Origin of the sequence: Actinosynnema sp. NPDC059797 (genome assembly GCF_042732085.1) — a bacterium.
Classification (GTDB): Bacteria; Actinomycetota; Actinomycetes; order Mycobacteriales; family Pseudonocardiaceae; genus Actinosynnema.
Window position 1 is genome coordinate 24,154 of sequence record NZ_JBHWIE010000004.1, and the last position, 19,971, is coordinate 44,124.

At 72.9% G+C, this 19,971-nt stretch carries 19 protein-coding genes; 13 read left to right on the plus strand and 6 right to left on the minus strand.

Annotation, left to right across the window (positions count from 1 at the left end; all coding sequences use genetic code 11):
• Positions 1–23 precede the first annotated feature (23 nt).
• The 5 genes from ACFV4N_RS02475 to ACFV4N_RS02495 are packed head-to-tail and all read left to right on the plus strand — an operon-like array spanning position 24 to position 5,625.
• Entirely contained in the window at positions 24–1,499 is a 1,476-nt protein-coding gene (locus ACFV4N_RS02475) for a TIR domain-containing protein (RefSeq protein ID WP_499670713.1), read from the plus strand.
• Positions 1,499–3,751 carry a GTPase-associated protein 1-related protein gene (locus ACFV4N_RS02480; protein WP_499670714.1) on the plus strand — a complete coding sequence of 751 codons (2,253 nt, stop codon included), beginning with the start codon at positions 1,499–1,501 and terminating at the stop codon, positions 3,749–3,751. Before ACFV4N_RS02475 ends, ACFV4N_RS02480 begins: the two co-directional genes overlap by 1 nt.
• 1 nt (position 3,752) lies before the next feature.
• Complete coding sequence (locus ACFV4N_RS02485) at positions 3,753–4,043, plus strand: hypothetical protein (protein WP_499670715.1); 291 nt, start codon at positions 3,753–3,755, stop codon at positions 4,041–4,043.
• A 13-nt stretch (positions 4,044–4,056) separates the two neighbouring features.
• A complete protein-coding gene (locus tag ACFV4N_RS02490; protein ID WP_499670716.1) occupies positions 4,057–4,212 on the plus strand; it encodes a hypothetical protein in 156 nt (51 codons plus the stop codon).
• Between the two features lie 15 nt (positions 4,213–4,227).
• Positions 4,228–5,625: a toll/interleukin-1 receptor domain-containing protein gene (locus ACFV4N_RS02495; RefSeq protein WP_499670717.1), complete on the plus strand. Its 1,398-nt coding sequence runs from the start codon at positions 4,228–4,230 to the stop codon at positions 5,623–5,625.
• A gap of 155 nt (positions 5,626–5,780) precedes the next feature.
• Here the strand turns inward: ACFV4N_RS02495 and ACFV4N_RS02500 are convergent, their stop codons facing one another.
• Together ACFV4N_RS02500 and ACFV4N_RS02505 are read right to left on the minus strand one after the other, a co-directional pair.
• Positions 5,781–6,035: a WGxxGxxG family protein gene (locus ACFV4N_RS02500; RefSeq protein ID WP_499670718.1), complete on the minus strand. Its 255-nt coding sequence runs from the start codon at positions 6,033–6,035 to the stop codon at positions 5,781–5,783.
• Between the two features lie 110 nt (positions 6,036–6,145).
• A complete protein-coding gene (locus ACFV4N_RS02505; RefSeq protein ID WP_499670719.1) occupies positions 6,146–6,631 on the minus strand; it encodes a M15 family metallopeptidase in 486 nt (161 codons plus the stop codon).
• An 86-nt stretch (positions 6,632–6,717) separates the two neighbouring features.
• Here ACFV4N_RS02505 and ACFV4N_RS02510 point away from each other — a divergent pair, with 86 nt between their 5' ends.
• Both ACFV4N_RS02510 and ACFV4N_RS02515 read left to right on the plus strand, forming a co-directional pair.
• Positions 6,718–7,398, plus strand: a complete 681-nt coding sequence (locus tag ACFV4N_RS02510; RefSeq protein ID WP_499670720.1) for a response regulator transcription factor — start codon at positions 6,718–6,720, stop codon at positions 7,396–7,398.
• Complete coding sequence (locus ACFV4N_RS02515; RefSeq protein WP_499670721.1) at positions 7,391–8,491, plus strand: sensor histidine kinase; 1,101 nt, start codon at positions 7,391–7,393, stop codon at positions 8,489–8,491. Before ACFV4N_RS02510 ends, ACFV4N_RS02515 begins: the two co-directional genes overlap by 8 nt.
• Here ACFV4N_RS02515 and vanX read toward each other — a convergent pair.
• From vanX to ACFV4N_RS02530, 3 genes are read right to left on the minus strand one after another with little or no spacing between them, the layout of a single operon-like run.
• A complete protein-coding gene (vanX, locus tag ACFV4N_RS02520) occupies positions 8,466–9,092 on the minus strand; it encodes a D-Ala-D-Ala dipeptidase VanX (protein WP_499670722.1) in 627 nt (208 codons plus the stop codon). The genes ACFV4N_RS02515 and vanX overlap by 26 nt on opposite strands.
• Entirely contained in the window at positions 9,089–10,126 is a 1,038-nt protein-coding gene (gene vanA / locus ACFV4N_RS02525; RefSeq protein WP_499670723.1) for a D-alanine--(R)-lactate ligase, read from the minus strand. Before vanA ends, vanX begins: the two co-directional genes overlap by 4 nt.
• A complete protein-coding gene (locus tag ACFV4N_RS02530; RefSeq protein ID WP_499670724.1) occupies positions 10,113–11,108 on the minus strand; it encodes a D-isomer specific 2-hydroxyacid dehydrogenase family protein in 996 nt (331 codons plus the stop codon). The genes vanA and ACFV4N_RS02530 overlap by 14 nt, the downstream gene beginning before the upstream one ends.
• Positions 11,109–11,247: 139 nt before the next feature.
• Here ACFV4N_RS02530 and ACFV4N_RS02535 point away from each other — a divergent pair, with 139 nt between their 5' ends.
• The 5 genes from ACFV4N_RS02535 to ACFV4N_RS02555 all read left to right on the plus strand — a co-directional run bounded on the left by ACFV4N_RS02535 (position 11,248) and on the right by ACFV4N_RS02555 (position 16,372).
• Positions 11,248–11,853: a hypothetical protein gene (locus tag ACFV4N_RS02535; RefSeq protein ID WP_499670725.1), complete on the plus strand. Its 606-nt coding sequence runs from the start codon at positions 11,248–11,250 to the stop codon at positions 11,851–11,853.
• A 210-nt stretch (positions 11,854–12,063) separates the two neighbouring features.
• On the plus strand, positions 12,064–12,753 hold the full coding sequence (locus tag ACFV4N_RS02540; protein WP_499670726.1) for a helix-hairpin-helix domain-containing protein: 690 nt from the start codon (positions 12,064–12,066) through the stop codon (positions 12,751–12,753).
• A gap of 316 nt (positions 12,754–13,069) precedes the next feature.
• Positions 13,070–13,339, plus strand: coding sequence for a hypothetical protein (locus tag ACFV4N_RS02545; RefSeq protein WP_499670727.1), 270 nt, complete (start codon positions 13,070–13,072; stop codon positions 13,337–13,339).
• Complete coding sequence (locus ACFV4N_RS02550; RefSeq protein WP_499670728.1) at positions 13,332–13,943, plus strand: DUF6879 family protein; 612 nt, start codon at positions 13,332–13,334, stop codon at positions 13,941–13,943. The genes ACFV4N_RS02545 and ACFV4N_RS02550 overlap by 8 nt, the downstream gene beginning before the upstream one ends.
• An 8-nt stretch (positions 13,944–13,951) precedes the next feature.
• On the plus strand, positions 13,952–16,372 hold the full coding sequence (locus ACFV4N_RS02555; RefSeq protein ID WP_499670729.1) for an ATP-binding protein: 2,421 nt from the start codon (positions 13,952–13,954) through the stop codon (positions 16,370–16,372).
• Positions 16,373–16,558: 186 nt separating this feature from the next.
• Here the strand turns inward: ACFV4N_RS02555 and ACFV4N_RS02560 are convergent, their stop codons facing one another.
• A complete protein-coding gene (locus tag ACFV4N_RS02560; RefSeq protein ID WP_499670730.1) occupies positions 16,559–17,884 on the minus strand; it encodes a helicase-associated domain-containing protein in 1,326 nt (441 codons plus the stop codon).
• Positions 17,885–18,222: 338 nt separating this feature from the next.
• On the opposite strand from ACFV4N_RS02560, the gene ACFV4N_RS02565 reads away from it, so the two are divergent.
• Positions 18,223–19,965: a hypothetical protein gene (locus ACFV4N_RS02565; RefSeq protein ID WP_499670731.1), complete on the plus strand. Its 1,743-nt coding sequence runs from the start codon at positions 18,223–18,225 to the stop codon at positions 19,963–19,965.
• The last annotated feature ends 6 nt before the right edge of the window (positions 19,966–19,971 follow it).

A 19,971-nucleotide genomic window follows, 5' to 3' on the forward strand; every position in this document is an offset into this window, starting at 1 on the left:
CCCCGCCCACGACAATGCGGGGCATGACCGAAGCGACCCGCCCGCCCGGCGAGCTGATCTTCGTCAACTACCGGCAGAACCGCCGGGTGGGCGACGGGTTCGACCGGCTGCCGCACGCGCAGGTGGTCGAGGCCGTCGCCGAGCGGCTGCGCCACCACTTCGGCCGGGACCGCGTCTTCCTCGACACCGGCATCCACGCGGGCGAGCACTACCCCGACGTGCTGCGCGACCGCCTCCGGGACAGCGCGCTGCTGGTCGCCGTGGTGCACCGGGGCTGGGCGCGCGACCTGGCCGACCGCGCCGGCGGTCTCGACTGGGTCCACCAGGAGATCAGGACCGCGCTGGTGGAGGGCAAGCACGTCCTGCCGCTGGTGCTCGACCAGGCGACCCTGCCGGACCCGGACGCGCTGCCCGCGGACATCAGGCCGTTCGCGTTCAAGCAGGTCCGCCGCCTCGACTTCGGGCACTGGGAGCGGGACCTGCGGTTGTTCGTGCAGGAGGTCGAGGCGCACCTGTCGCCCGTGGCGCTGCCCGAGCGCGTGGAGCCGCGCGTCCCCGCACCGCGCGGTCCCCTGGGCCCGGCCCTGGCGTGGCTGCTGGGCGCGCTGACCCCGGTCGCGGCGACCACCGCCCTCGTGCCGGACGCGGTCGCGCGGGCCACGTGGCTGGCCGCGCTGGCCATCGCCGGGGTGGTGCTGCTGGTCGTGCCGGTCCTGATCACCTGGCTCGCCTACCTGGCGCGGGGTTTCCTCGACGGCCTGGACCACGAGTCCGCGCTGCTGCCGCGCGACGTGAAGGTCGACGTGATCACCAGCCTGGTGTTCGCCGCGCTGGCCGTGTTCGTCCTGCTGTCCGTGCCGGTCCTGGCGCCGCAGCTGCGGATGCTGCTGGTGGCGGTGGTCGTGGTGGTCGTGCTCGGTGTCGGCGTGCCGTGGCTGCGCCGGTTCCGCGCCGACCGGGAGTGGCCCCGCCCCGGGCTGGAGGTCGACCCCACGAGCGTCCGCGGCGCGCTGCACGACGTGCGGCGGCACTTGGAGGCGCACGGCCCCGCCCTGAACCGGCTCCGGCGCGACCAGGCCCACTACGCGCTGGACCAGGTCGAGGTCACCGCCGCCCGGCTGCGGGAGCTGGCCGACCGCGACCGCGCCACGTGGCTGCGGTCCGCACCGCCCGCGCCGGTCCTGGCCCACGCGCTGTTCTTCGGCGCCACCTCGGGCGCGGCCGTCGCGGCGGCGGTGCTCTACCGGCTGAACGGCGGGACGCACTGGTCGGCGCCGGTCTGGGCGGCGGCGGGCCCGGTCGCGGCGGCGGCGCTGTGCTGGGCGACGGCGGAGGCGGCCTACCGGTCGCAGCGCTGGCGGCGGGCCCGGATGGCGGATGCCGTGCCGGGCGAGGTGGCCGCGCTGCGCCGGGAGGTCGCGGACTCGGGCGTCCCACGACCGAACGGCGACCGACCCGGGGGGACCGCCGGTCGGCGCCCCGGTGGCGAGGAGGAGTGATGGCGGTCCGGCAACTGCACTGCGCCTCGAACGGGGACGGTCCGCGGGGCGTCCGGGTCGGCGCGATGACCCCCGGCACGCCACCACGACTGGTGGAGCTGGCGATCCGGGCCGGCGCGTACGAACCCGGCCCGGCCTTGCTCGGCCTGCCGGGCGTCGCGGCCCCGAACGGGTTCCCGGTCAACTTCGGCTTCCTGCCGGTCGGGCGCGCCGGGGTGGTGGTCCACAGCCGGTACGCGGGCGCTGCCGACCGGACGGGCGACCACTTCGCCCACGCCCTGCTGTTCGACGACGTCGAGCGCGAGCTGGAAGGGCTGCTGCCGATCGACCTGTGGCGCAGCCCCGCCTGGGTGAGCGGCGGCGTGGCAGGCAGCGTGACGAGCGGCGAGCTGCCGGAGTTGGCCTCGCTCGTGCCCGGGGACGAGGCGGGCCCGGAGAACACCCTGCGGTTCGCGGCCGGCCGCACCGCCGGGTTGGAGCGCGTGCTCGGCGCGACGCAGCGGGCGCTGGTGGCCGGGCGGGGCAGGCTGGTGCTGGTGGTGCCGGACGACCGGACCGCGGCGCTGTGGGTGGCCGCGACCTGCCGGTCCCTGCCGCACCCGCTGGGCCTGGCGGTCTCGTTCACCACCTACACGGCCCGGCCTGAGGAGTCGACCGCGCTGGTCAGCTGCACGACGCCGGACGTGCCGCTGCCCGCCTACGGCGACTTCACCGCCATCGACCTGACCTCGGAACCGCCGCCGGATCCGCACGGGACGCGGTACGCGTCGGCCGCCGCCCAGCTGTGGGAGCGCGGCGAGGTGCCCACCGCGCTGCGCCTGGCGGGCGAGGCGCGCCCCGCCCTGGCAGCGGCGGACCTGGAGGTCTTCGCGGTGCTGCTGGAGCTGGTGTTCGACCTGCCGGTGCGCGACCCGGCGGACCAGGAGCTGCTGCTCGCCGCCGCGCGGACGGCCGTGGAGCGGTTGACCGGGCGCCTGCCTGCGGCGGCCTGGGCGCGGCTCTCGGACCAGGTGCGCGACGGCGGCGGGCCGGTGGACGTGACCGGGTGGTCGGAGGTGCTGCGCGCGGCCCGCGACCGGCGCGAGGCGGTGCCCGCGGAGCTGTTCGGCGCCTACTTCATCGCCGCGCTGAGCAGCGGCGGGCAGCTGTGGCTGCCGGAGCTGTCGGCGGCCGACCTGGAGGACGTCGCGGAGCACGTCGTGGTCCCCGCGCTGGCCGCCTCGTCGCCGCACCCCGCGCTGACCAGGCTGGCGGGGCACCGCGCGCTGGTCGACGCGCTGATCCGGGTGCTGGAGCGCAGGCTCGCCAACCCGCGCGAGATCGCCCGGCTGGCGACCACGACGCCGCCTGAGGTGGCGCGCCTGCTGGCAGGCCGGGGCACCGACCGGATCCGGCTGCTCGCCGACCTGGTGCTCGCCCGGAACGGCGAACTGGACCCGGTGGGGGTGATGTTCGACGGCACGCGCGCGATGCACGTCGACTGGCGGCTGTTCGGGCCCGTCCTGTGGCCGGGGGACCCGTCGGTCGAGGACGCGGTCCGGCTGGTCAGGCAGGTGCGCCCGCAGGTCCTCGTGGACAGCGGCCTGACCGCGCGGATCGTGGCGCGGGCGCTCGACCGGGCGGGCGCGGACGAGTCGACCGCGAAGGACGGCAGGCTGGCCGACGAGCTGCTGCGCTCCCCCCTGGCGGCCCTGCTGGGGCGGCACGACCACGCCTCGCTCGACGCGGCCAGGAAGATCTCCGACCTCCGCCGCTCGGTGCCGGGCCGGGGCAGCGAGCGGGTGCTCCTGTCCGCCCTCGCCGCCGCCGGGTCCCTGCCCGAGGCGGTCGGCGCCCGACTGGTGGGCGCGGCGGCGTCGTTCGTGCTCCGGGCCGACCCCGCGCTGCACCGCGACCTGCTGGCCCGGGCGCTCGACGAGCACTCGCGGGTGTTCCTGCCCGCCTACCGGGAGGCGGTGCGCGCCGACCTGGCCGACGCGCCGCCGCACCGGGTCGCCGCGGCGGTCGTCGCCTGGCGAGGGCTGGACCGGCCGCACACCCACGACCTGCTGGTCCGGGAGACCCTGCCCGACGCCCTGCGCCGGCGCCGGGGCAGGTTCCTGGACCAGGTGGGCGGCGCGCTCCAGGTGACCGCCCACGGGACCGACGTGCCGCCGCCGAAGGGTGGCTGGGCGAGGTGGTGGCAGCACTGGCGGACGATGCACGAGCGGCGCGGCCTGCTCTCGCTGTTCCGCCGGCGCGGCGAGGTGTGACGTGCACCCGTTAGGCGTGTTGTTCCTGCTGGTCCTGCTGTGCGGGGTGGGACCGCCGGCGATGGGCGCGATCCTGGTGGTGGTCGCCTGCGTCGCGTTCTTCTTCGCCCTGGTCGAGTACGTCACCGCCGCCGTCGCCGGGTTCGCGCCGCGGGGCCCGGTCGCGCACCTGGGCATCGAGCCGCCGCCCGAGTCGGAGGACGGGCCGGACCCGGCGTTCCACAGCCACTACGCGGGCCCGGTGCTGCTGGCGAACGGGAGGAACGACCTGGCCGCGCAGTGCGGCCGGTGACTGGCTCGCCGCGATGGGCCGGCGGGACCTGATGGCGTCGCTGGACAACCACTTCGGCGAGGTGTCCTACTTCGCCGTGAGCTACCAGGACGCGGTCGAGGTGGCGGAGCGCGGCGACGTCGTCGACGACGACCCGGCGGCGCCGCTGCTGTGGCTGTTCGCGGCGTAAGAGGCGGGGAGCGGTGTGAGCAACGTATTCGTCAACTACCGGCACGGGCCCCACGCGGTCGCGGTCAGCGCGCTGGCGCACCGCCTGACCACCCACTTCGGTCCGGGCCGGGTGTTCGTCGACCACCACCTCCGGGGCGGCACCCGGTACCCGGACGAGCTGCGGGACCGCCTGCGCGAGTGCGACGTCCTGGTGGTCGTCGTCCACGACGGCTGGGTCGGCGAGTTCGGCACCCGCGACCCGGACTGGGTGCTGGACGAGATCGCGTTCGCGCTGGCCGAGGGCAAGGCCGTGGTGCCGGTCCTGGTCGACGACGCCCGGCCGCCGTCCCGGGAGGAGCTGCCGGAGCGCATCGGCGAGCTGGCGACGCGCCAGACGGCCCGCCTGCGGGCCTCCGACCTCCCCGACGACCTGGAGCGCCTGGTGCGCCGGTTGGAGCAGTGGGTGGCGCCGCCCCAACCGGACCGGCCCTACGCCCCGCCCCGGGCGCCCACCTCGTGGATGACCCTGGCGTGGCTGGTGTTCCTGGGCCTCGTGCCGCCGACGGTGCTCGCCCTGGCGGCGGGCGACTGGCTCGCGTTCGCGTCGTCCGCCGTGATCGCCCTCCTGCTCCTGGTCGGCCTGGCGGTCGTCACGTCGCTCCAGCTGCTGGCCCTGGGGTGGACCACCGGCCTGGAGAGGCGCGTCGGGGTCCTGCCGTACGGCCAGTACCTGGGCAAGACGTGGCTGGTCGCGGGCCTGGGCGGCGTGGCGGTGCTCAACGTCGCGGTCCACGTCCTGGCGAACGACCAAAGGTGGACGTTCGCGGTCATCTCGGTGGTGGTGGTCTGCGCTGCCTACTCCATCGAGCGGCTGGTCCGCCGCAAGCTCGACGTGGACCGCGAGTGGCCGCCGCCGCCGTCCCTGGAACCGCACGAGATCCGCCGCGCGATGGTGCGCCTGCTGGAGCACCTCGACACCGACCCCCACCGCACGGGCGTGCCCACCAGGCTGCACCGGGACCAGGCGAGGCAGGTCTACCTGGACCTGGCCGAGGTGAGGCTGTTCCTCCTGGCCCGCCGCGACAGCCCGTGGCGCGAGTGGGTCGGGACGGGCCGGTGCTCGACCGTCGTCCCGGCCACCACCCTCGTCCTGGCCGTCACCGCCTTCGCGGTCACCGCCGTCGCCCTCCACGACGGCCCGCCCGGGGCCGCCACCCGTCTGCGCGTGGCCGCTGCGGTCCTCGTCCTGCTCGCGGTGGCGGTGGCGGCGGCCGCGATGGCCCTGAGCCGGGTGATCGCCCGCCGCCAGGACCGGGGCCTGGTCGACGAGCTGACCGGGTGGCAGGCCGCCGCCGGCCCGCTGGTCTTCCCCTGCCCGCCGCCACCGGGCACCCACACCGACCTCGGCTCACTGGTCCACAGGGGACCGTGAGCGGACCGGCGTCACAGCACCAGGTTCAGCAGCACGGTGAGCAGGACCGACAGCACCACCGAGACCACCAGCATGGTCAGGCACCCCCCGCGTCCGCCCAGGAACTCGACCCGGGTGTTGCCGAAGCGCACGGTGGGCTCCCCGTCCCGCTCGCGTCACCGCCCCGCGACGTTGCGATCGGTGACGTGGGGCCTCTTGCGCCCCGCCAGGCCCGCCAGGCCCAGCAGGCCGAGGAGGCCCAGCAGGCCCCAGTTGCCGCTGCTGCCGTCGTCGTCGTTGTTGTCGTCCTGGGCCGTCACGGCGGTCGTGGCGCGTGCCGCGGCATCGTCGGCGGATGCCGACGCCGCCGGCGCCCCGACGAGGGCCGTGCCGAGAACGAGGACCGCCACGAGGCGTTTCACGGTGTCCACGTCGTCTCCTTCGAGCCGGGTTGTCCAAGACGCCACGGGTACCGCCCGGAGGACCCGCCATGCGCCGTCCGGTTCGGATCACACTTTCGGGTCTCATCCCGCCGCTCCGGTCACCGCCGCGTCCTCGGGTCGTGCGAGGGGTCGGCGTACAGGGGCGGGCAGCCGCCGCGGACGGCTTCGGGGCGCAGCTCGTAGTGCCAGGGCTCGTTGCGGTAGATCTGGCACAACCCGTACCGGGCGCCGTTCTCCGACAACCACGCCCTGGCCGCGGGCGGACCGATGTCGACCGCTTTTCCCGACACGTGCGCCGAAGTGCCCGCGGTGGCCACCCAGCGCGCGGCCGCCTTTTCCGAACCGTATTTCACGACCGCCTCGCGGAACAGCTCCTCCTGGTATTCCGGGGACCGCCAACCGCCGTTGACGAGGAACTCGACCCCGTCGCCCGCGGCGTCGGCGGCGGCCCGGCGCAGGGCGCCGAGCAGGGCGGGATCGAGGTTGACCACGGCCGGGACCTCGTCGAAGACCGTCACGGGCCGGGGGACGGCGCCCCGTTCCGCGCCGAGGGCGCGCCGGACGGCCGATTCGCTGTAAGGCATGCCGCGAGTCAAGGCGGCGCGGCGTTGCCGACGCGTATGCGGTTTTCGATATGCCGGCAATATGCCCCGGCTCGTAGCATCGGGACATGCGTGTGCTGGTCGTCGAGGACGAGCCGTACCTGGCGGAGGCGATCCGCGACGGGCTGCGCCTGGAGGCGATCGCCGCCGACCTCGCCGGTGACGGCGACACCGCCCTGGAACTGCTCGCCGTCAACGCCTACGACATCGCCGTCCTGGACCGCGACATCCCCGGGCCCTCCGGTGACGAGGTCGCCCGGCGCATCGTCGCCTCCGGCAGCGGCACCCCGATCCTCATGCTCACCGCCGCCGACCGCCTCGACGACAAGGCCACCGGGTTCGAGCTGGGCGCCGACGACTACCTCACCAAGCCGTTCGCGCTGCGGGAGCTCGTGCTCAGGCTCCGGGCGCTGGACCGCAGGCGCGCGCACAACAGGCCGCCCGTGCGGGAGATCGCGGGTCTGCGGCTGGACCCGTTCCGCCGCGAGGTCTACCGCGACGGCCGCTACGTCGCGCTGACCAGGAAGCAGTTCGCCGTGCTCGAGGTCCTCGTCGCCGCCGAGGGCGGGGTGGTCAGCGCCGAGGAGCTGCTGGAGCGGGCGTGGGACGAGAACGCCGACCCGTTCACCAACGCCGTGCGCATCACGGTCTCGGCCCTGCGCAAGCGGCTCGGCGAACCCCGGGTCATCGCCACCGTCCCGGGCGTCGGCTACCGCATCGAGACCGACGACCGGGGCGGGCGTGGCTAGGGAACCCGGGCTGAGCGTCCGCGCCAAGCTCACCCTCAGCTACGCGGGGCTCCTCATGGTGGCGGGTGTCCTGCTGCTCGCGGTCGTGTGGGCGTTCCTGCTGCGCTACGTGCCCGAGACGATCTACACGGGGCCGCCGCGGTCGCCGTCGGAGCCCGGCCCGATGATCGTGCCCGACCGCGCCGACCTGGTGCGGGCCTTCGTCCCGAAGGCGGCCGCGGTGCTGGTGTTCCTGCTGGGGTTCAGCCTGCTGGGCGGGTGGGTCCTCGCCGGCAGCGTGCTCGCGCCCCTGACGCGCATCACCAACGCGACCCGCCTGGCCGCGAACGGGTCGCTCTCCCACCGGATCCAGCTGGAAGGCCGCCAGGACGAGTTCCGCGAGCTCGCCGACGCCTTCGACGCCATGCTCGCGCGGCTCGAGGCGCACGACGCCGAGCAGCGGCGGTTCGCGGCCAACGCCTCCCACGAGCTGCGCACGCCCCTGGCCATCACGCGGACCCTGCTCGACGTGGCCCGCGAGGACCCCGACCGCGACGCCGGGGAGCTCGTCGAACGCCTCCACCTGGTCAACACCCGGGCGATCGACCTCACCGAGGCGCTGCTCCTGCTCAGCCGCGCCAACCAGCGGTCCTTCACCCGGGACCACGTCGACCTGTCCCTGGTGGCGGAGGAGGCGGGTGAGACGCTCCTCCCGCTCGCGGAGAAGCACGGCGTCACCGTCGAGACCTCCGGCGACCCGGCCGCCACCACCGGCTCGTACGCGCTCCTGCTGCAGCTGACCACGAACCTGGTGCACAACGCGATCGTCCACAACCTGCCCGAGGGAGGAGCCGTGCGGGTCGCCACCGACGCCGGTCCCGGGACCGCGGTGCTCACCGTCGAGAACACCGGCCCGAAGCTCTCCCCCCGGCTGGTGTCCACGCTCGTCGAGCCGTTCCAGCGCGGCACCGAACGCGTGCGCGGCGACCACGCGGGCGTGGGCCTGGGCCTGGCGATCGTCAAGAGCATCGCCCGGGCGCACGGCGGGACCCTCGCCCTCACCCCGCGGGCCGACGGGGGCCTCCGCGTCACGGTGCGGCTGCCGGCCACGTGACGGGGAAGTCGAAGTACGTGTCCGGGTAGGGCTCGTCCTCCAGCGTGTAGTGCCACCACTCGTGGTCGTACGGGGCGAAACCGCAGTCCTCCATGACGGAGCGGAGGTACCGGCGGTTCTCCGCCTCGACCGCCGTGATCCCCCGCGCCCCGTGGTGCGAGACGGGGTCCATCAGGTCGTGGCCGCCGCCCATGGGGACGAGTTCGCCGGTGGCCAGGTCGTAGAGGGTCAGGTCGACGGTGCTGCCCCGGCTGTGCCCCGACCTCGCGGCCACGTACCCCGCCTCGAACATGCCGGCCCGGTCGATGTTCGGGTAGTGCCGCCGCTTCGTGCGGCCGTCCTCCGGCCGCGCCGCCCAGCGCAGGAAGTGCTCCACGGCGCGCCGCGGGCGGTACCCGTCCCACAGGAGCAGGCCGAAGCCGAGGGACGCGGCCTCGTCGCGCGCCTCCGCCAGGGCCGCGCACAACGCGGTCGTGCCGACGATCCGGTTCACCAGGTACCCGTCCACGGGTGTGCCGGTGAAGTTGTCCCAGGTGGCGTACTTGGCGTCCCAGCGGACGCCGGGCACGAGCTCGTCGACGAAGGCGAAGCCCTCCCTCACCGCGACCCTCCCGCCAGCGCCGAGGACACGACCCGGTCGACCACGTCCGCGAGGGTCAGGCCCGCGGCGGCCATCATCCTGGGGTAACGGCTGTACGAGGTCATGCCGGGCAGGGTGTTGACCTCGTTGAGGACCACCGTCCCGTCCTCCTTCAGGAACAGGTCCACCCGCGACAGCCCCCGGCACCCGAGGGCGCGGTACACGGCCTTCGCCGTCTCCCGGACGAGCGCGCGCGCCTCCGCCGGGATGTCGGCGGGCACGACCGGCGTCGAGTTCTCGGAGCCGCTCTCGGGCTCGTCCTCCTGGTGGATCCGGAAGAACCCGTGGGAGAGCGCGATCCGGTCCACCTCGCCCACGACCAGGTCCGGCCCGTTCCCGAGGACGGCGCACCCGACCTCGCTGCCGACGACGGCCTCCTCCACCAGGACCTTCGAGTCGTACCGCCGCGCGGCCCGCACCGCGTCCGGCAGCTCCTCCGGGCGGGACACCTTGCCGACGCCGAAGGACGACCCCGACCGGGCCGGCTTCACGAAGACGGGGAAGGCGAGCCCGTCGGCGTCGGGCTCCTCGTCGGCCGCGACGATCCGGAAGTCCGGCGTCGCGATCCCCTCGCTCCGGGCGACGAGGTAGGCGAGGGACTTGTCCATGCACAGGGCGGAGGTCTGGACGTCGCAGCCGGCGTAAGGGATGCCGGAGAGTTCCAACAAGCCTTGCACCGCCCCGTCCTCGCCGAGCGTGCCGTGCAGGACGGGCAGCACCACGTCCAGGCCGACCGCCTCGTACCGGCCCCGCTCCAGGACCAGCAGCCCGCGCACGTCCCGGTCCGGCGACAGCACGGCCGGGCGACCGCTGCCCTCCCACCCCGGGCCGGGGCCGTCGCACAGCCTCCAGGCGCCGCTCGCGGTGATGCCGATGTAGAAAGGCTCGTACTTCCCGACGTCGAGGTTCCTCGCGATCTCCCGCGCGGACTTGACGGAGACGTGGTGTTCCTCGGAACAGCCCCCGAAAAGGATCCCGACCTTAACCCTGGACATGCTCGTTCCCGCTCTCGAATTTCAGGCAGTTGACGATGGAGTTCTCCACGGTGTCGCGCAGGGCGCGGTCCGTGTAATAGGCCGTGTGCGGGCTGACGAGCGCGTTCGGCAGTTGTTGGAGCCGCAGCAACGACGCGCTCGCGACGGGCTTCTCCCGGCAATCGGCGTAAAATATCCCCTCTTCCCCTTCGACGACGTCCAAGGCCGCACCGCCCAGCGCACCGCTCTCCAGTGCCGCGACGAGGGCCTCGGTGTCGACCAGCGCGCCGCGCCCGGTGTTGACCACGACCGCGCCGCGCTTCAGCCGCCCGATGCGGCGCCGGTCGAGCAGGTGGCGGGTGCTCGCGTCGAGCGGCACGTGCAACGTGACGATGTCGCTCAGCTGCAACAACTCGTCGAGGGGCACGTAGTCGGCGGAGGTCCTGGGCCGCACGTCGTAGGCCAACGCCTGACAGCCGAACCCCCACAACCGGTCGATGACCGCGGCGCCGATGCGACCCGTCCCGATCACCCCGACGGTCAGGTCGCGCAGTTCCCTGCCGGGCACGTCGGGCAACCGGTAGTCGTGGGCGTCCGCGCGGCGGAGGACGGATTTCACGTTCCGCACGGCCATCAACATGAGCATCACCGCGTAGTCGGCCACGCTGTCGGGCGAATAAGCGGTGTTCCCGACCACGAGGCCGGTGCCCTTCGCGTACTCCACGTCCACGTGGTCGTACCCGACGCTGCGCGTGGAGAGGTACCGGACACCGACTCGCCGGAGCGCGGCCAGCGTGGCATTCGCGATCCGGTTCCGGTGCCCGACGCTGACGCACCGGTTCCCCGCCGCCAGGCCGACGTTGGCTTCGGACAGCGCTTCCGCCGTGATGGTCGGCGTGACGCCGAACCGAGGCGCCACCTCGCGGAACAGGACGGCCTCGTCCGGGCCGCACCCGTAAACCGTGATCCCCGTGGCCGTTCGTGCCGTTTCACCGTGGGCCATGCCGACGAGTCAAGGCGATGCGACGTTGCCGGCCCGTATGCGATTCCCGATACGCCGACAATAAGTTACCGACCAGTAGCACCCTCTCGACAACCACCGTCCCCGCCGTGCGTCCTCAGCTACGACCGAGGGGGCGGCGATGTCGAAGCGGGGCCTGGTGTGGTGGCCGGTGGTCGCGGCGGTGCTGCCGGCGTACCTGCTGTTCGCGGGGGTGAGCGCGCCCGGTGGCTACTACTTGACGCTGTCTGCCGCGTTCGTCGCCTGGTTCGCGGTGGGCGTGGCCTGGGCGGCGAGCGCACGGCACGTCGCGAGGCAGCCACCCCCGCGATCCCCGTGGCCACTGCTCGTGGTGCCGGCCGTCTTCGCGGCCAACTGGGCGGTGGCGTCGGGCGACACGATCGGCCGACTGGCGTTCACCCTGCACCGACCGGCCCTGGAACGCCTGGCCGCGGCAGCCCCGACGTCCCCGCCGTGGTCGGCCGGCCCGTTCTCGTTCGAATCCCTGAGCAGGTGGAACGGGTGCACGACGATGGGGACGCGCGACCCCGCCACCGCGGTCGCGGCAGGACTGGTGTGGTGCCCGGGCCGCGATCCCGGCGACCACTGGGACGACGAAGGCCTCGTGCTGACCCCCATCGAGGACGACTGGTACGCCTACCACCACACCGGCAGGGCGAATGACCCGGCCGACAGCGAACCGTGGGGCCTGGACCTCGGCAGGTTCGGCAAACGCGTGGAGACCTGAACGAACACCACTCCCGGCGCGACCGGGCGCCGCAACCCCTGAAAAGGCCGCGAAGACCACCGCGAACCCGCGACCTTCCGCACCGGCCGACAGAAAGTGCCAATTCGCTCACCGACGGTCACACGAATAACCGCACACCCGGTGAAACCCCGGGGACGCTTTCGGCGATATGCCATGGGCAGGGACCTCGTCCACACCGAAAGGTCCACCATGAACCTCTCCCGACTCGCGCGCGGCAGGTGGTACTTCGTCGCGGTGATCGCGAGCGCCGGCATCCTCGCCGCCGTGCCCTTCGCCCACGCCGCCCACCACCTGCGGAAGCCGGCGCTCTGGCGATCGACCGCGCTCTACGCCGCGGCCTCCATCGCGCTGGTACTCATCATGCCGTCCTCGCAGGGCGAGTCCGCGGCATCGCCCGCGGACGCGCGCAGCACGATCGGCGCCCTCGGCGCCATCGCGATCATGGTCGCCGCCTGCATCCAGCTCAGCGGCATCCGGCGCGACGTCTACGGCCTCCCCCACCCCGTCCGACCGCCCTCGCAGCCACCGCAACCCTGGGCCGCCGACCCCGCCGTCACCGCGGCACTGGCCCTGCGGACCAGGCGAGAGGAGGCCCGCGCGCTCGTCGCACGCGACCCCGCACTCGCGCGGGACCTCCGCATCGGCCGACCGGACCTGCCACGGCAGTACGACGACGGCGGCCTAGTCGACATCAACACCGCCCCACCGTCGGTCATCGCGCAGTGCTGCGGACTCGACGACCGCGCCGCCGAGCAGATCGAACGCGCCCGTCACCAGCACCCGCTCCCCTTCCAGTCGGTCGACGAGCTGCTCGTCTTCGCCGAACTGGACGTCAGCGCATGGGACCTGATCCGCGAACGGGCGGTCGTCTACTCCTGAACCCGCGAGGCACCGCGGCGAACGAGACAGCGGTGCGGTCAACCGATTTCACCAATGGGCGTCCCCTGAACAGATGAATAGACTGACACGGAGGGCGGCCCCGTCCGCAAAACTGCCCACGCACTCACCCCTTGCGCGAACACTTACGACTGTCGCACAGTAGTGGAATAACAACCAAACGCGCACGTAACCGCAATTTTGCGGACTGGATATCCTCGATGATCACTACCCTCTCCTAATGGGGTGACCGAGGTTGTCCGGACCCGGTGACACCGCCTAGCCTTTTCCGGGGACCAGTCGAGCGCGAGGGGATGGCATGAGCCGCGCCTGGGAAGCCGATCCCGTAGCCCAGTTCAAAAAACGCCTGGGAAAGTCCCCGGCGCAATTAGGCGTCACCAATGACGACCCCACCTGCCCGGACGTCTGGGAGTTGACCAACGGCGACGTGGCGGTCATCGGCCGCGACCTCACCACCGATTACGCCGCACGGCTCCCCGATGGCGTGCACATCGGCGAGGACGAGAGGCTCGTCGTGATCCCGGGCATCATGCTCCGCGCCGCGAAGGCGGACATCCCCGATGAGTGAGCTGACCACGGTGTTCCCCGGCACCAGGCTGACCCCGGACGAGTACCTCGAGGACTTCGGCCGCGAGTTCTGGCACGACAACGGCGGCGTGAACTGGAAGCTGGAGCGCCGGCAGGAGTTCGTCGAGGCCGACAACGAGAGCTGGGAAGCGTCCCGCCGCAACGACTGGACCAGGTCCCTGCACCTGCTGGAGGAGCGCCGCGCCAAGGTCGCAGACTACGAGCGCAGGATCGCCGACAGCGGCATGGAGGTCCGGCGGGTGCGGGTGGTGGAGCAGCCGATCAGTTCCTACCTGCTCTGGGAGTTGAGCTCCCTCCACGTCCGGCACCAGGTGGGCGGGAAGATCCGGGTGGTCGGTCCCGAGCAGGTCGCGCCGTTCGAGAACGGCGGGGCGGTGCTGCCCGAACTGTTCCTGCTGGGGCGGCAGATCGCCTACCAGGTCCTCTACGACGAGCAGGGCGCGCTGGCGGGAGCCGTGAAGTGCGTCGTCCCCGACGAGGTCGAGCACTGGAAGGCGCTGGTCGCCGACCTGTACGACCACGGCGAGGAACTCGGCGCGTTCTTCCGCCGAGAGGTGGCCCGGCGGCTGCCGTCAGCCGGCTGAACCGCACCGTGGACGATCACGCCGCACGCGCCGGCGACGAGTCCCGCAACGAGCTGAGCGGTTCCGCGGACGACGTGGTGCTGGCCCGCGACGTGAGCGGGGGCGTCCACTTCCACCGCGCGGGACGACCTCCCACGCCGGTGCCGCGCCAACTGCCCGCCGACGTCCGGGGATTCGTCAACCGCTCCGAGGTGCTCGACCTGCTCACGCAACTGTCGAACGAGGCCGCGAACCGCGTCGTGGTGTGCGTCGTGACCGGCACCGCGGGCGTGGGCAAGACGTCACTGGCGGTGCGCTGGTCGCACCAGGTGGCCGGCGACTTCCCGGACGGCCAGCTCTACGTCAACCTGCGCGGCTACGACGCGGGACCGCCGGTCGGCCCCGAGGAGGCGCTGGACCGCTTCCTGCGCGCCCTCGGCGTGCCCGGCAACGTCGTGCCCGCGGACCTGGACGCGCGTTCCGCGCTGTTCCGGTCCTTCCTGGCGGGCAAGCGCTTCCTGATCCTGCTGGACAACGCCGCGACCCCGGGGCAGGTCCGCCCGCTGCTGCCCGGCACGGCCGGTTGCCTGGTGCTGGTCACGAGCCGCAGCAAGCTGGCGGGCCTGGTGTCCAGGGACGGAGCGCACCGGCTGCGCCTGGACATCCTCCCGCTCGACGAGGCAACCTCGCTGCTGCGCGACCTCCTCGCCGAGCACCGCCCCCACGACGACGAAGAGGACCTGGTCGAACTGGCCAGGCTGTGCGCCCGCCTGCCGCTGGCCCTGCGGATCGCGGCGGAGCGGGCCGCAGGCAGACCCCGGACGCCGCTGCGCGACCTGGTCGACGAGCTGCGCGACGAATCGAGCCTGTGGGACGCGCTCGCGTCGGACGACGACTCCGACGCCGTGCGGACGGTGTTCGCGTGGTCGTACCGAGCGCTGTCGGAACCCGCGAGCCGCCTGTTCCGGCTGCTCGGCCTCTACCCCGGCGACGACTTCGACCCTCACGCGGTCGCGGCGCTGCTCGGCGGCACCGTCGCGACCGCCCGCCGCCTCTTGGACGACCTGGCCGGAGCGCACCTGCTCGAACCGACCGCGCCCGACCGGTACGAGTTCCACGACCTGCTCCGGCTCTACGCGAACAACCAGGCGCAGGCGGAGGAGCCGCCCGGGTCGACCGACGAAGCGCTCGACCGCCTGGCGGTCTGGTACCTCCACACCGCCGCCACCGCGGTCCGCGCCCTGGTCCCCGAGGCAGCCGACCGCGCCCTGCCCCCGCTGCCGGCCCCGCTGTCCGTCCCGCCGTTCACCGACCACCAGCAGGCCGTCCTCTGGTACGAGCGCGAACGCCGGAACCTCGCCTCCCTCGTCCGCTCCCTGGAACCGCGGGAAGTCGACGACGTGGTGTGGCTCCTGGCGGACGTCCTGCGCGAGATCTACGCGCGCTACAACCACTTCGACGACTGGATCGCCACCGGGACGGCCGCCCTGGCGGCGGCCCGCCGACTCGGTGACCGCCACCGCGAGGCCGCGACGCTGGAGAGCCTGGGCAAGGCGCACGCCCAGCGGGGCGACCGGCGGCGCGGCGTCGAACTCCAGGAGCAGGCGCTCGCGGTCAGGCGGGAGGTCGGCGACCTCCGGGGCGAAGCGGTCTCGACCAACGCGCTCGGCCTGGCGCTCCTGCGCGACCACCGACCAAGAGCGGCACTCGGGTTCTTCCAACGCACCGGTGAGATCGCGGCCGAACTGGCCGACCCGTACTGGCTCGCCGTCTCCGCCAACAACACCGCCAACGCCCTCGTCGACCTCGACCGACCGACCGAAGCCGTCCCGCTGCTGATCGAAGCGCTGGACGGGTACCGCAGCCTGTCCATCGCCGGCGGTGAAGGCGACGCGCTGCGCGGCCTGAGCCACGCCCACCGACTCCTCGGCGACGCCGCGCGAGCCCGCGAGTTCATCCAAGACGCGCTGACCATCGCCCGCGACCGCCGCAACCCGGCCTGGGAGGCGTTCTGGTCGCTGGAGGAGGGCCGGGTGCTGGTCGCGCTCGGCGCTCCCGCCGAGGCCCTGGTGCCCTACCAGCGCGCCGCGTCGCTCCAACGGCAGCTGGATGACCGCGTCCGGGAGGCCTCTGCCCTCGACGCGACCGGCGAGGCGTACCAGGCGCTGGGCCGACACGAGGACGCCACCGAGTTCCACCGCTACGCGGCGGACGTGTTCCGGCGGTTCGACGAAAGGTGGGCACTGGCCGTCGCACTGCACAACCTGGCGGTGGCCCTGCTCGCCGGCGGCGAACAGCAGGCCGCGGCGACCCACCTGAACGAGGCAGCCGCCCTCCTCACGGCCTACGACGACCCGGCGGCGCGCCGCCTGCACGCCGAGGTCGAAGCCCTGCGCCGGCCTCCCGCCGACAACACGCCCCTGCCTGACCACCCCCGCAACGGTGCGTGACCGGTGATGTCCCCCTGCACGATCCGGGTCCCGATCCGCGAGGAGACCGCGCTCAGCAGCAACGCCGGTTGAGCGGCCACCACGGGGTGCCGGGCCGCCCACTCCCCCAGCTCGGCCCGCGCCGCGCGGTCCGGTCGTCCAGCGGTCCCGGCAGCGCCGCGACCACTTCGCGCACGCCCGACCCTGTCAGAGCCCACCTCCGCGGACTCCGGCCGGGACGACATACCCCAGCTTGAGCAGGGCCTTGCGGAACTTCGGCTCCTGGTCCACCCGGACGGCGAGGTGGCGGTCGCCTATCGGGCGGCACAGCGCGCGAACCGCGCGGTCACGGGTGATCAACGCGGCGAGCGCGGGATCGGCGCACTCGATGACGCGGACGTGGCCGAGATCGGTCAGCCGCGAGCTCCGCCGCTCGACGTCCGCGACCAGCGTGCGCACCGCGTCGGGCAGGTCGTGCCCGGTCCGCTCGGCGAGGAAGTCGACGAACTCGCCGAGGTCGCGACCGTTGTCGAGCGCCCTGAGCAGGCCGGCCGCCGACACCGTCCAGACGCGGTCGGCGGTCTGCTCCGCGTGGGCGGACAGGACGAGCCGGTCCGCGGCGCCGAGGTCGCCCGTGGCGACGACGTCGAGGTTGGGCAGCACCTTCAGCGGCCGGGTCCCGGCGGCCCCGGGCGCAGGCGGTCGGTACGCCTCGGTCAGACCGAGGGAGTAGGCGCCCAGCGGGGTGAGCCTGATCGCCATGAGCCCGTCGTAGCGGCTCAGCGCGTCCAGGTCGTCACCACCCCAGTTGTCGACGTAGTCGTCACGCGCACCACGCGGGTCGACGTAGTCGAGGTCGACCAGGCCGAGGGTGCCCGCGTACTCGAACAGCACGGCCAGCGTGTAGCGACCTTCGAGCAGTTCCCAGTCGTGGTGACCCTCGTAGCCGAGGCTGCCGTACTCCGGGTCGACCAGGTAGAGCTTCCACAGCGCCGTCTCCGTGCGGGCGATGGTGGGACTCATGTTGCCGCGCCGCATGGCGGTGAACAGGGAGTCCACGTCGACCCACTTGTCCGGCGGGCAGCCGGCCAGCGCCGCGGCGACCGCCTGTCGCCGTTTCCGGGCCGCGGTGAGCACGTTGCGGGCTTGCTGACCCTTGATCTGCTCGACCCGGCTGAACTCGTCGATCACCGCATGGGTCAGCCAGCGCCGCCACAGGCTCTGAACGGCCTCGGCAGACGGCTTCCCGAGCGCCGCCCGCCCCTTCGGGGTCAACCGGAGGCGGGTGCCGTCGAGCGAGGCGAGGCCACCGGCCTGGAGCAGCAGCGGCCACGCGAACGCCGCGATGGGCTCCTCGGGGTAGAAGTCACCGCGCACCAGGTGTGCGCCGACGGTGCGCACGGTCGCAGCGGACGGCCGACCGGTCTTGTCGCTGCGCCTCACCTCCCCCGCCGCGCACAGTTCGAGCACGGCGCGCAGGTTGGCGAGGGCTTCCTCCTCGGTACACCGCACCTGCTCCGGCAAAGGGTCCACCAGGTTCACCTCCTCCTCACCCGGCGACGGCAGGCATCGGCCCACGGCACGAGGTTCCCACACTCGGTGGCGGAACTCCCACGAGCACGCGGCGCGTGGTACCTCGCCACACCCGCGGGAACCGCAGACCCGGCGGCGCTGATCACCCCCACGTCCGGCCGCCGCCACCGGCGACGTCCTCGTACGGCGCTCCCAGCCGCCGGGTGCACCCGTGCCCGGCACCAGCCGGCCTGGGGCCAACCCCCGGAATTCGGGCTTCCCGCAAGGCATCGAGCCGTAGACTCCGGCAGCCAACGCGGACGAGGTCCGGCCGTTGCGCGCCTGCGGGAGGAGATCGCATGCAGGACCCTTCGGACCCGATGGGGACCGCCGAGCCCGAGGAGAACGGCCGGCGCGACACCACCGACTCACCCGCTGCGGACGACTCGGACACCGACGCGACGACGTCCACCGTCCTGGTGGAGGTGCTCCCAGGGGTGGGTGTCGTCGCCGGTGAGGTTCCGCCGGAGCTGAAGCCCGACCTGATCGACTTCGGCATCGTGCCGGCCGCCGACCGCAAGCAGATCTCGGCCATCCTCGCCTCGATCGGGAACGCGGCGACCGTGGCCGGCAACCTCGGCAAGGCGTTCGCCGGCGTGCAAGGGCTCTACAGAATCGGCAGCACGGCACAAGCCCTGCTGAACAGCGGCGCGACGCTCGCCGCCAAGGACGGCGGGAACCTCGGAGCGGTGATGAGTTCCGGCCGCATCGTGCACCAGGCCCGCTTCTACCCCGTGCACGCGGTGAGCAAGGCGCCGATCGCGGCCTCGATCGGGCCGGCACTGGCCATGATCGCCCTTCAGATGATGCTGAGCGAGGTCTCGAGCCTCGTCAAGACCAACCTCGCGGCGACGAATCAGGTCCTCACCACCATCCGCAAGGACCAGTGGGCCGAACTGACAGGGCTCGTCGCCGCCGTCGACCGCGCGGTCGACCAGGCGCGAGAGATCGAGTCGGTCCCGACGTCCTTGTGGGAGGACGTCGCGGGCAGCGGACCGCTGCTGCAGAAACAGCTCGAGCTCTATCAGACGAACGTCCGCGACCACGTCAGGCAGATCGGTCGGACCGACACCGGCAGCCACCGCGAGTACCTGCAGACGAACGCCGAGGCGATCGCCTTCGACGTCTACGCCCTCCTGTCCGCCCTCAAGGCATGGACCGGGTACCACGCGCTCCGCGCCGCGAGGGCGAGAGCCGCTGGACGCGAAGACGCCGCCGAGGCGCAGTACGCCGAGGTCATCGCACGCGACACCCGAGCGGAGTTCGACTCCACCCTCGCCGAGACGACCAACATTGTCGACGCGCTGACGCGGGAACTGCGGATCACCGCCGAGCTCCGCAGCCCCGACGCGTGGCCGCTGCCAGGGATCCGGAAAGACGTAAAGGCAGCACGCAAAGCCTCCGCCCGGCTCCTGGAGGCGATCGAGCCTCTAGCCGACACCCTCCACCCACCGATTCCCCCGCTCGAGGTACCGGACGTCACCTGCGCACCCGAATCACTGGATCCACAACCGTACCTCCGCATTCTGCGATGGCACTTCGAGGACGGCGAAACCCTACGCGTCCTCGCCTTCTCCGACCAGCCCGACACCCTCGACCCCATTTCCGCGATCTTCGGCGGGGCGAAGGACATGCTGGCGGCAGCGATGGACAAGTCCGCGGCGAAGACCCTGATCGCCGTCACGGACCGTCGTATCATCACAGCCAAGACGAACGCGTTCCTCGAGCAAGCCGAGATCCACCAAGCCATCCCGGTCGACCAGGTGCGATACGTCCGATCAACAACGACGCAGGACAAAAGCCCGCGCTCGACGATCGACCTAATCACACGCGACGAGAACATCCGGTGGCTCTTCCACGCCGACATCGACAACACTCAAGTGGACGCACTCGCCGCCGTGCTCGCCGAGTCGATGACCATCCCGGACGTGGAACGCGACGAGCTTCAACGCCGGCGCTACGCCTCCATTGAGGCGGACGAGAAGAACGAGAGCACCAGCACGAGTTCTACCGAACCGACTGGATCCGAGGCCACCACCTGACCATCG

What these genes read in the sequence shown, in the direction of transcription:
- ACFV4N_RS02490 (WP_499670716.1), top strand. Translation starts at nt 4,057, where the DNA reads ATGGGCCGGCGGGACCTGATGGCGTCGCTGGACAACCACTTCGGCGAG.
- ACFV4N_RS02540 (WP_499670726.1), top strand. Translation starts at nt 12,064, where the DNA reads ATGAACCTCTCCCGACTCGCGCGCGGCAGGTGGTACTTCGTCGCGGTG.
- ACFV4N_RS02505 (WP_499670719.1), bottom strand. Translation starts at nt 6,631, where the DNA reads ATGCCTTACAGCGAATCGGCCGTCCGGCGCGCCCTCGGCGCGGAACGG.
- ACFV4N_RS02545 (WP_499670727.1), top strand. Translation starts at nt 13,070, where the DNA reads ATGAGCCGCGCCTGGGAAGCCGATCCCGTAGCCCAGTTCAAAAAACGC.
- ACFV4N_RS02535 (WP_499670725.1), top strand. Translation starts at nt 11,248, where the DNA reads ATGTCGAAGCGGGGCCTGGTGTGGTGGCCGGTGGTCGCGGCGGTGCTG.
- ACFV4N_RS02475 (WP_499670713.1), top strand. Translation starts at nt 24, where the DNA reads ATGACCGAAGCGACCCGCCCGCCCGGCGAGCTGATCTTCGTCAACTAC.
- ACFV4N_RS02550 (WP_499670728.1), top strand. Translation starts at nt 13,332, where the DNA reads ATGAGTGAGCTGACCACGGTGTTCCCCGGCACCAGGCTGACCCCGGAC.
- vanA (WP_499670723.1), bottom strand. Translation starts at nt 10,126, where the DNA reads ATGTCCAGGGTTAAGGTCGGGATCCTTTTCGGGGGCTGTTCCGAGGAA.
- ACFV4N_RS02565 (WP_499670731.1), top strand. Translation starts at nt 18,223, where the DNA reads ATGCAGGACCCTTCGGACCCGATGGGGACCGCCGAGCCCGAGGAGAAC.
- ACFV4N_RS02510 (WP_499670720.1), top strand. Translation starts at nt 6,718, where the DNA reads ATGCGTGTGCTGGTCGTCGAGGACGAGCCGTACCTGGCGGAGGCGATC.
- ACFV4N_RS02530 (WP_499670724.1), bottom strand. Translation starts at nt 11,108, where the DNA reads ATGGCCCACGGTGAAACGGCACGAACGGCCACGGGGATCACGGTTTAC.
- ACFV4N_RS02480 (WP_499670714.1), top strand. Translation starts at nt 1,499, where the DNA reads ATGGCGGTCCGGCAACTGCACTGCGCCTCGAACGGGGACGGTCCGCGG.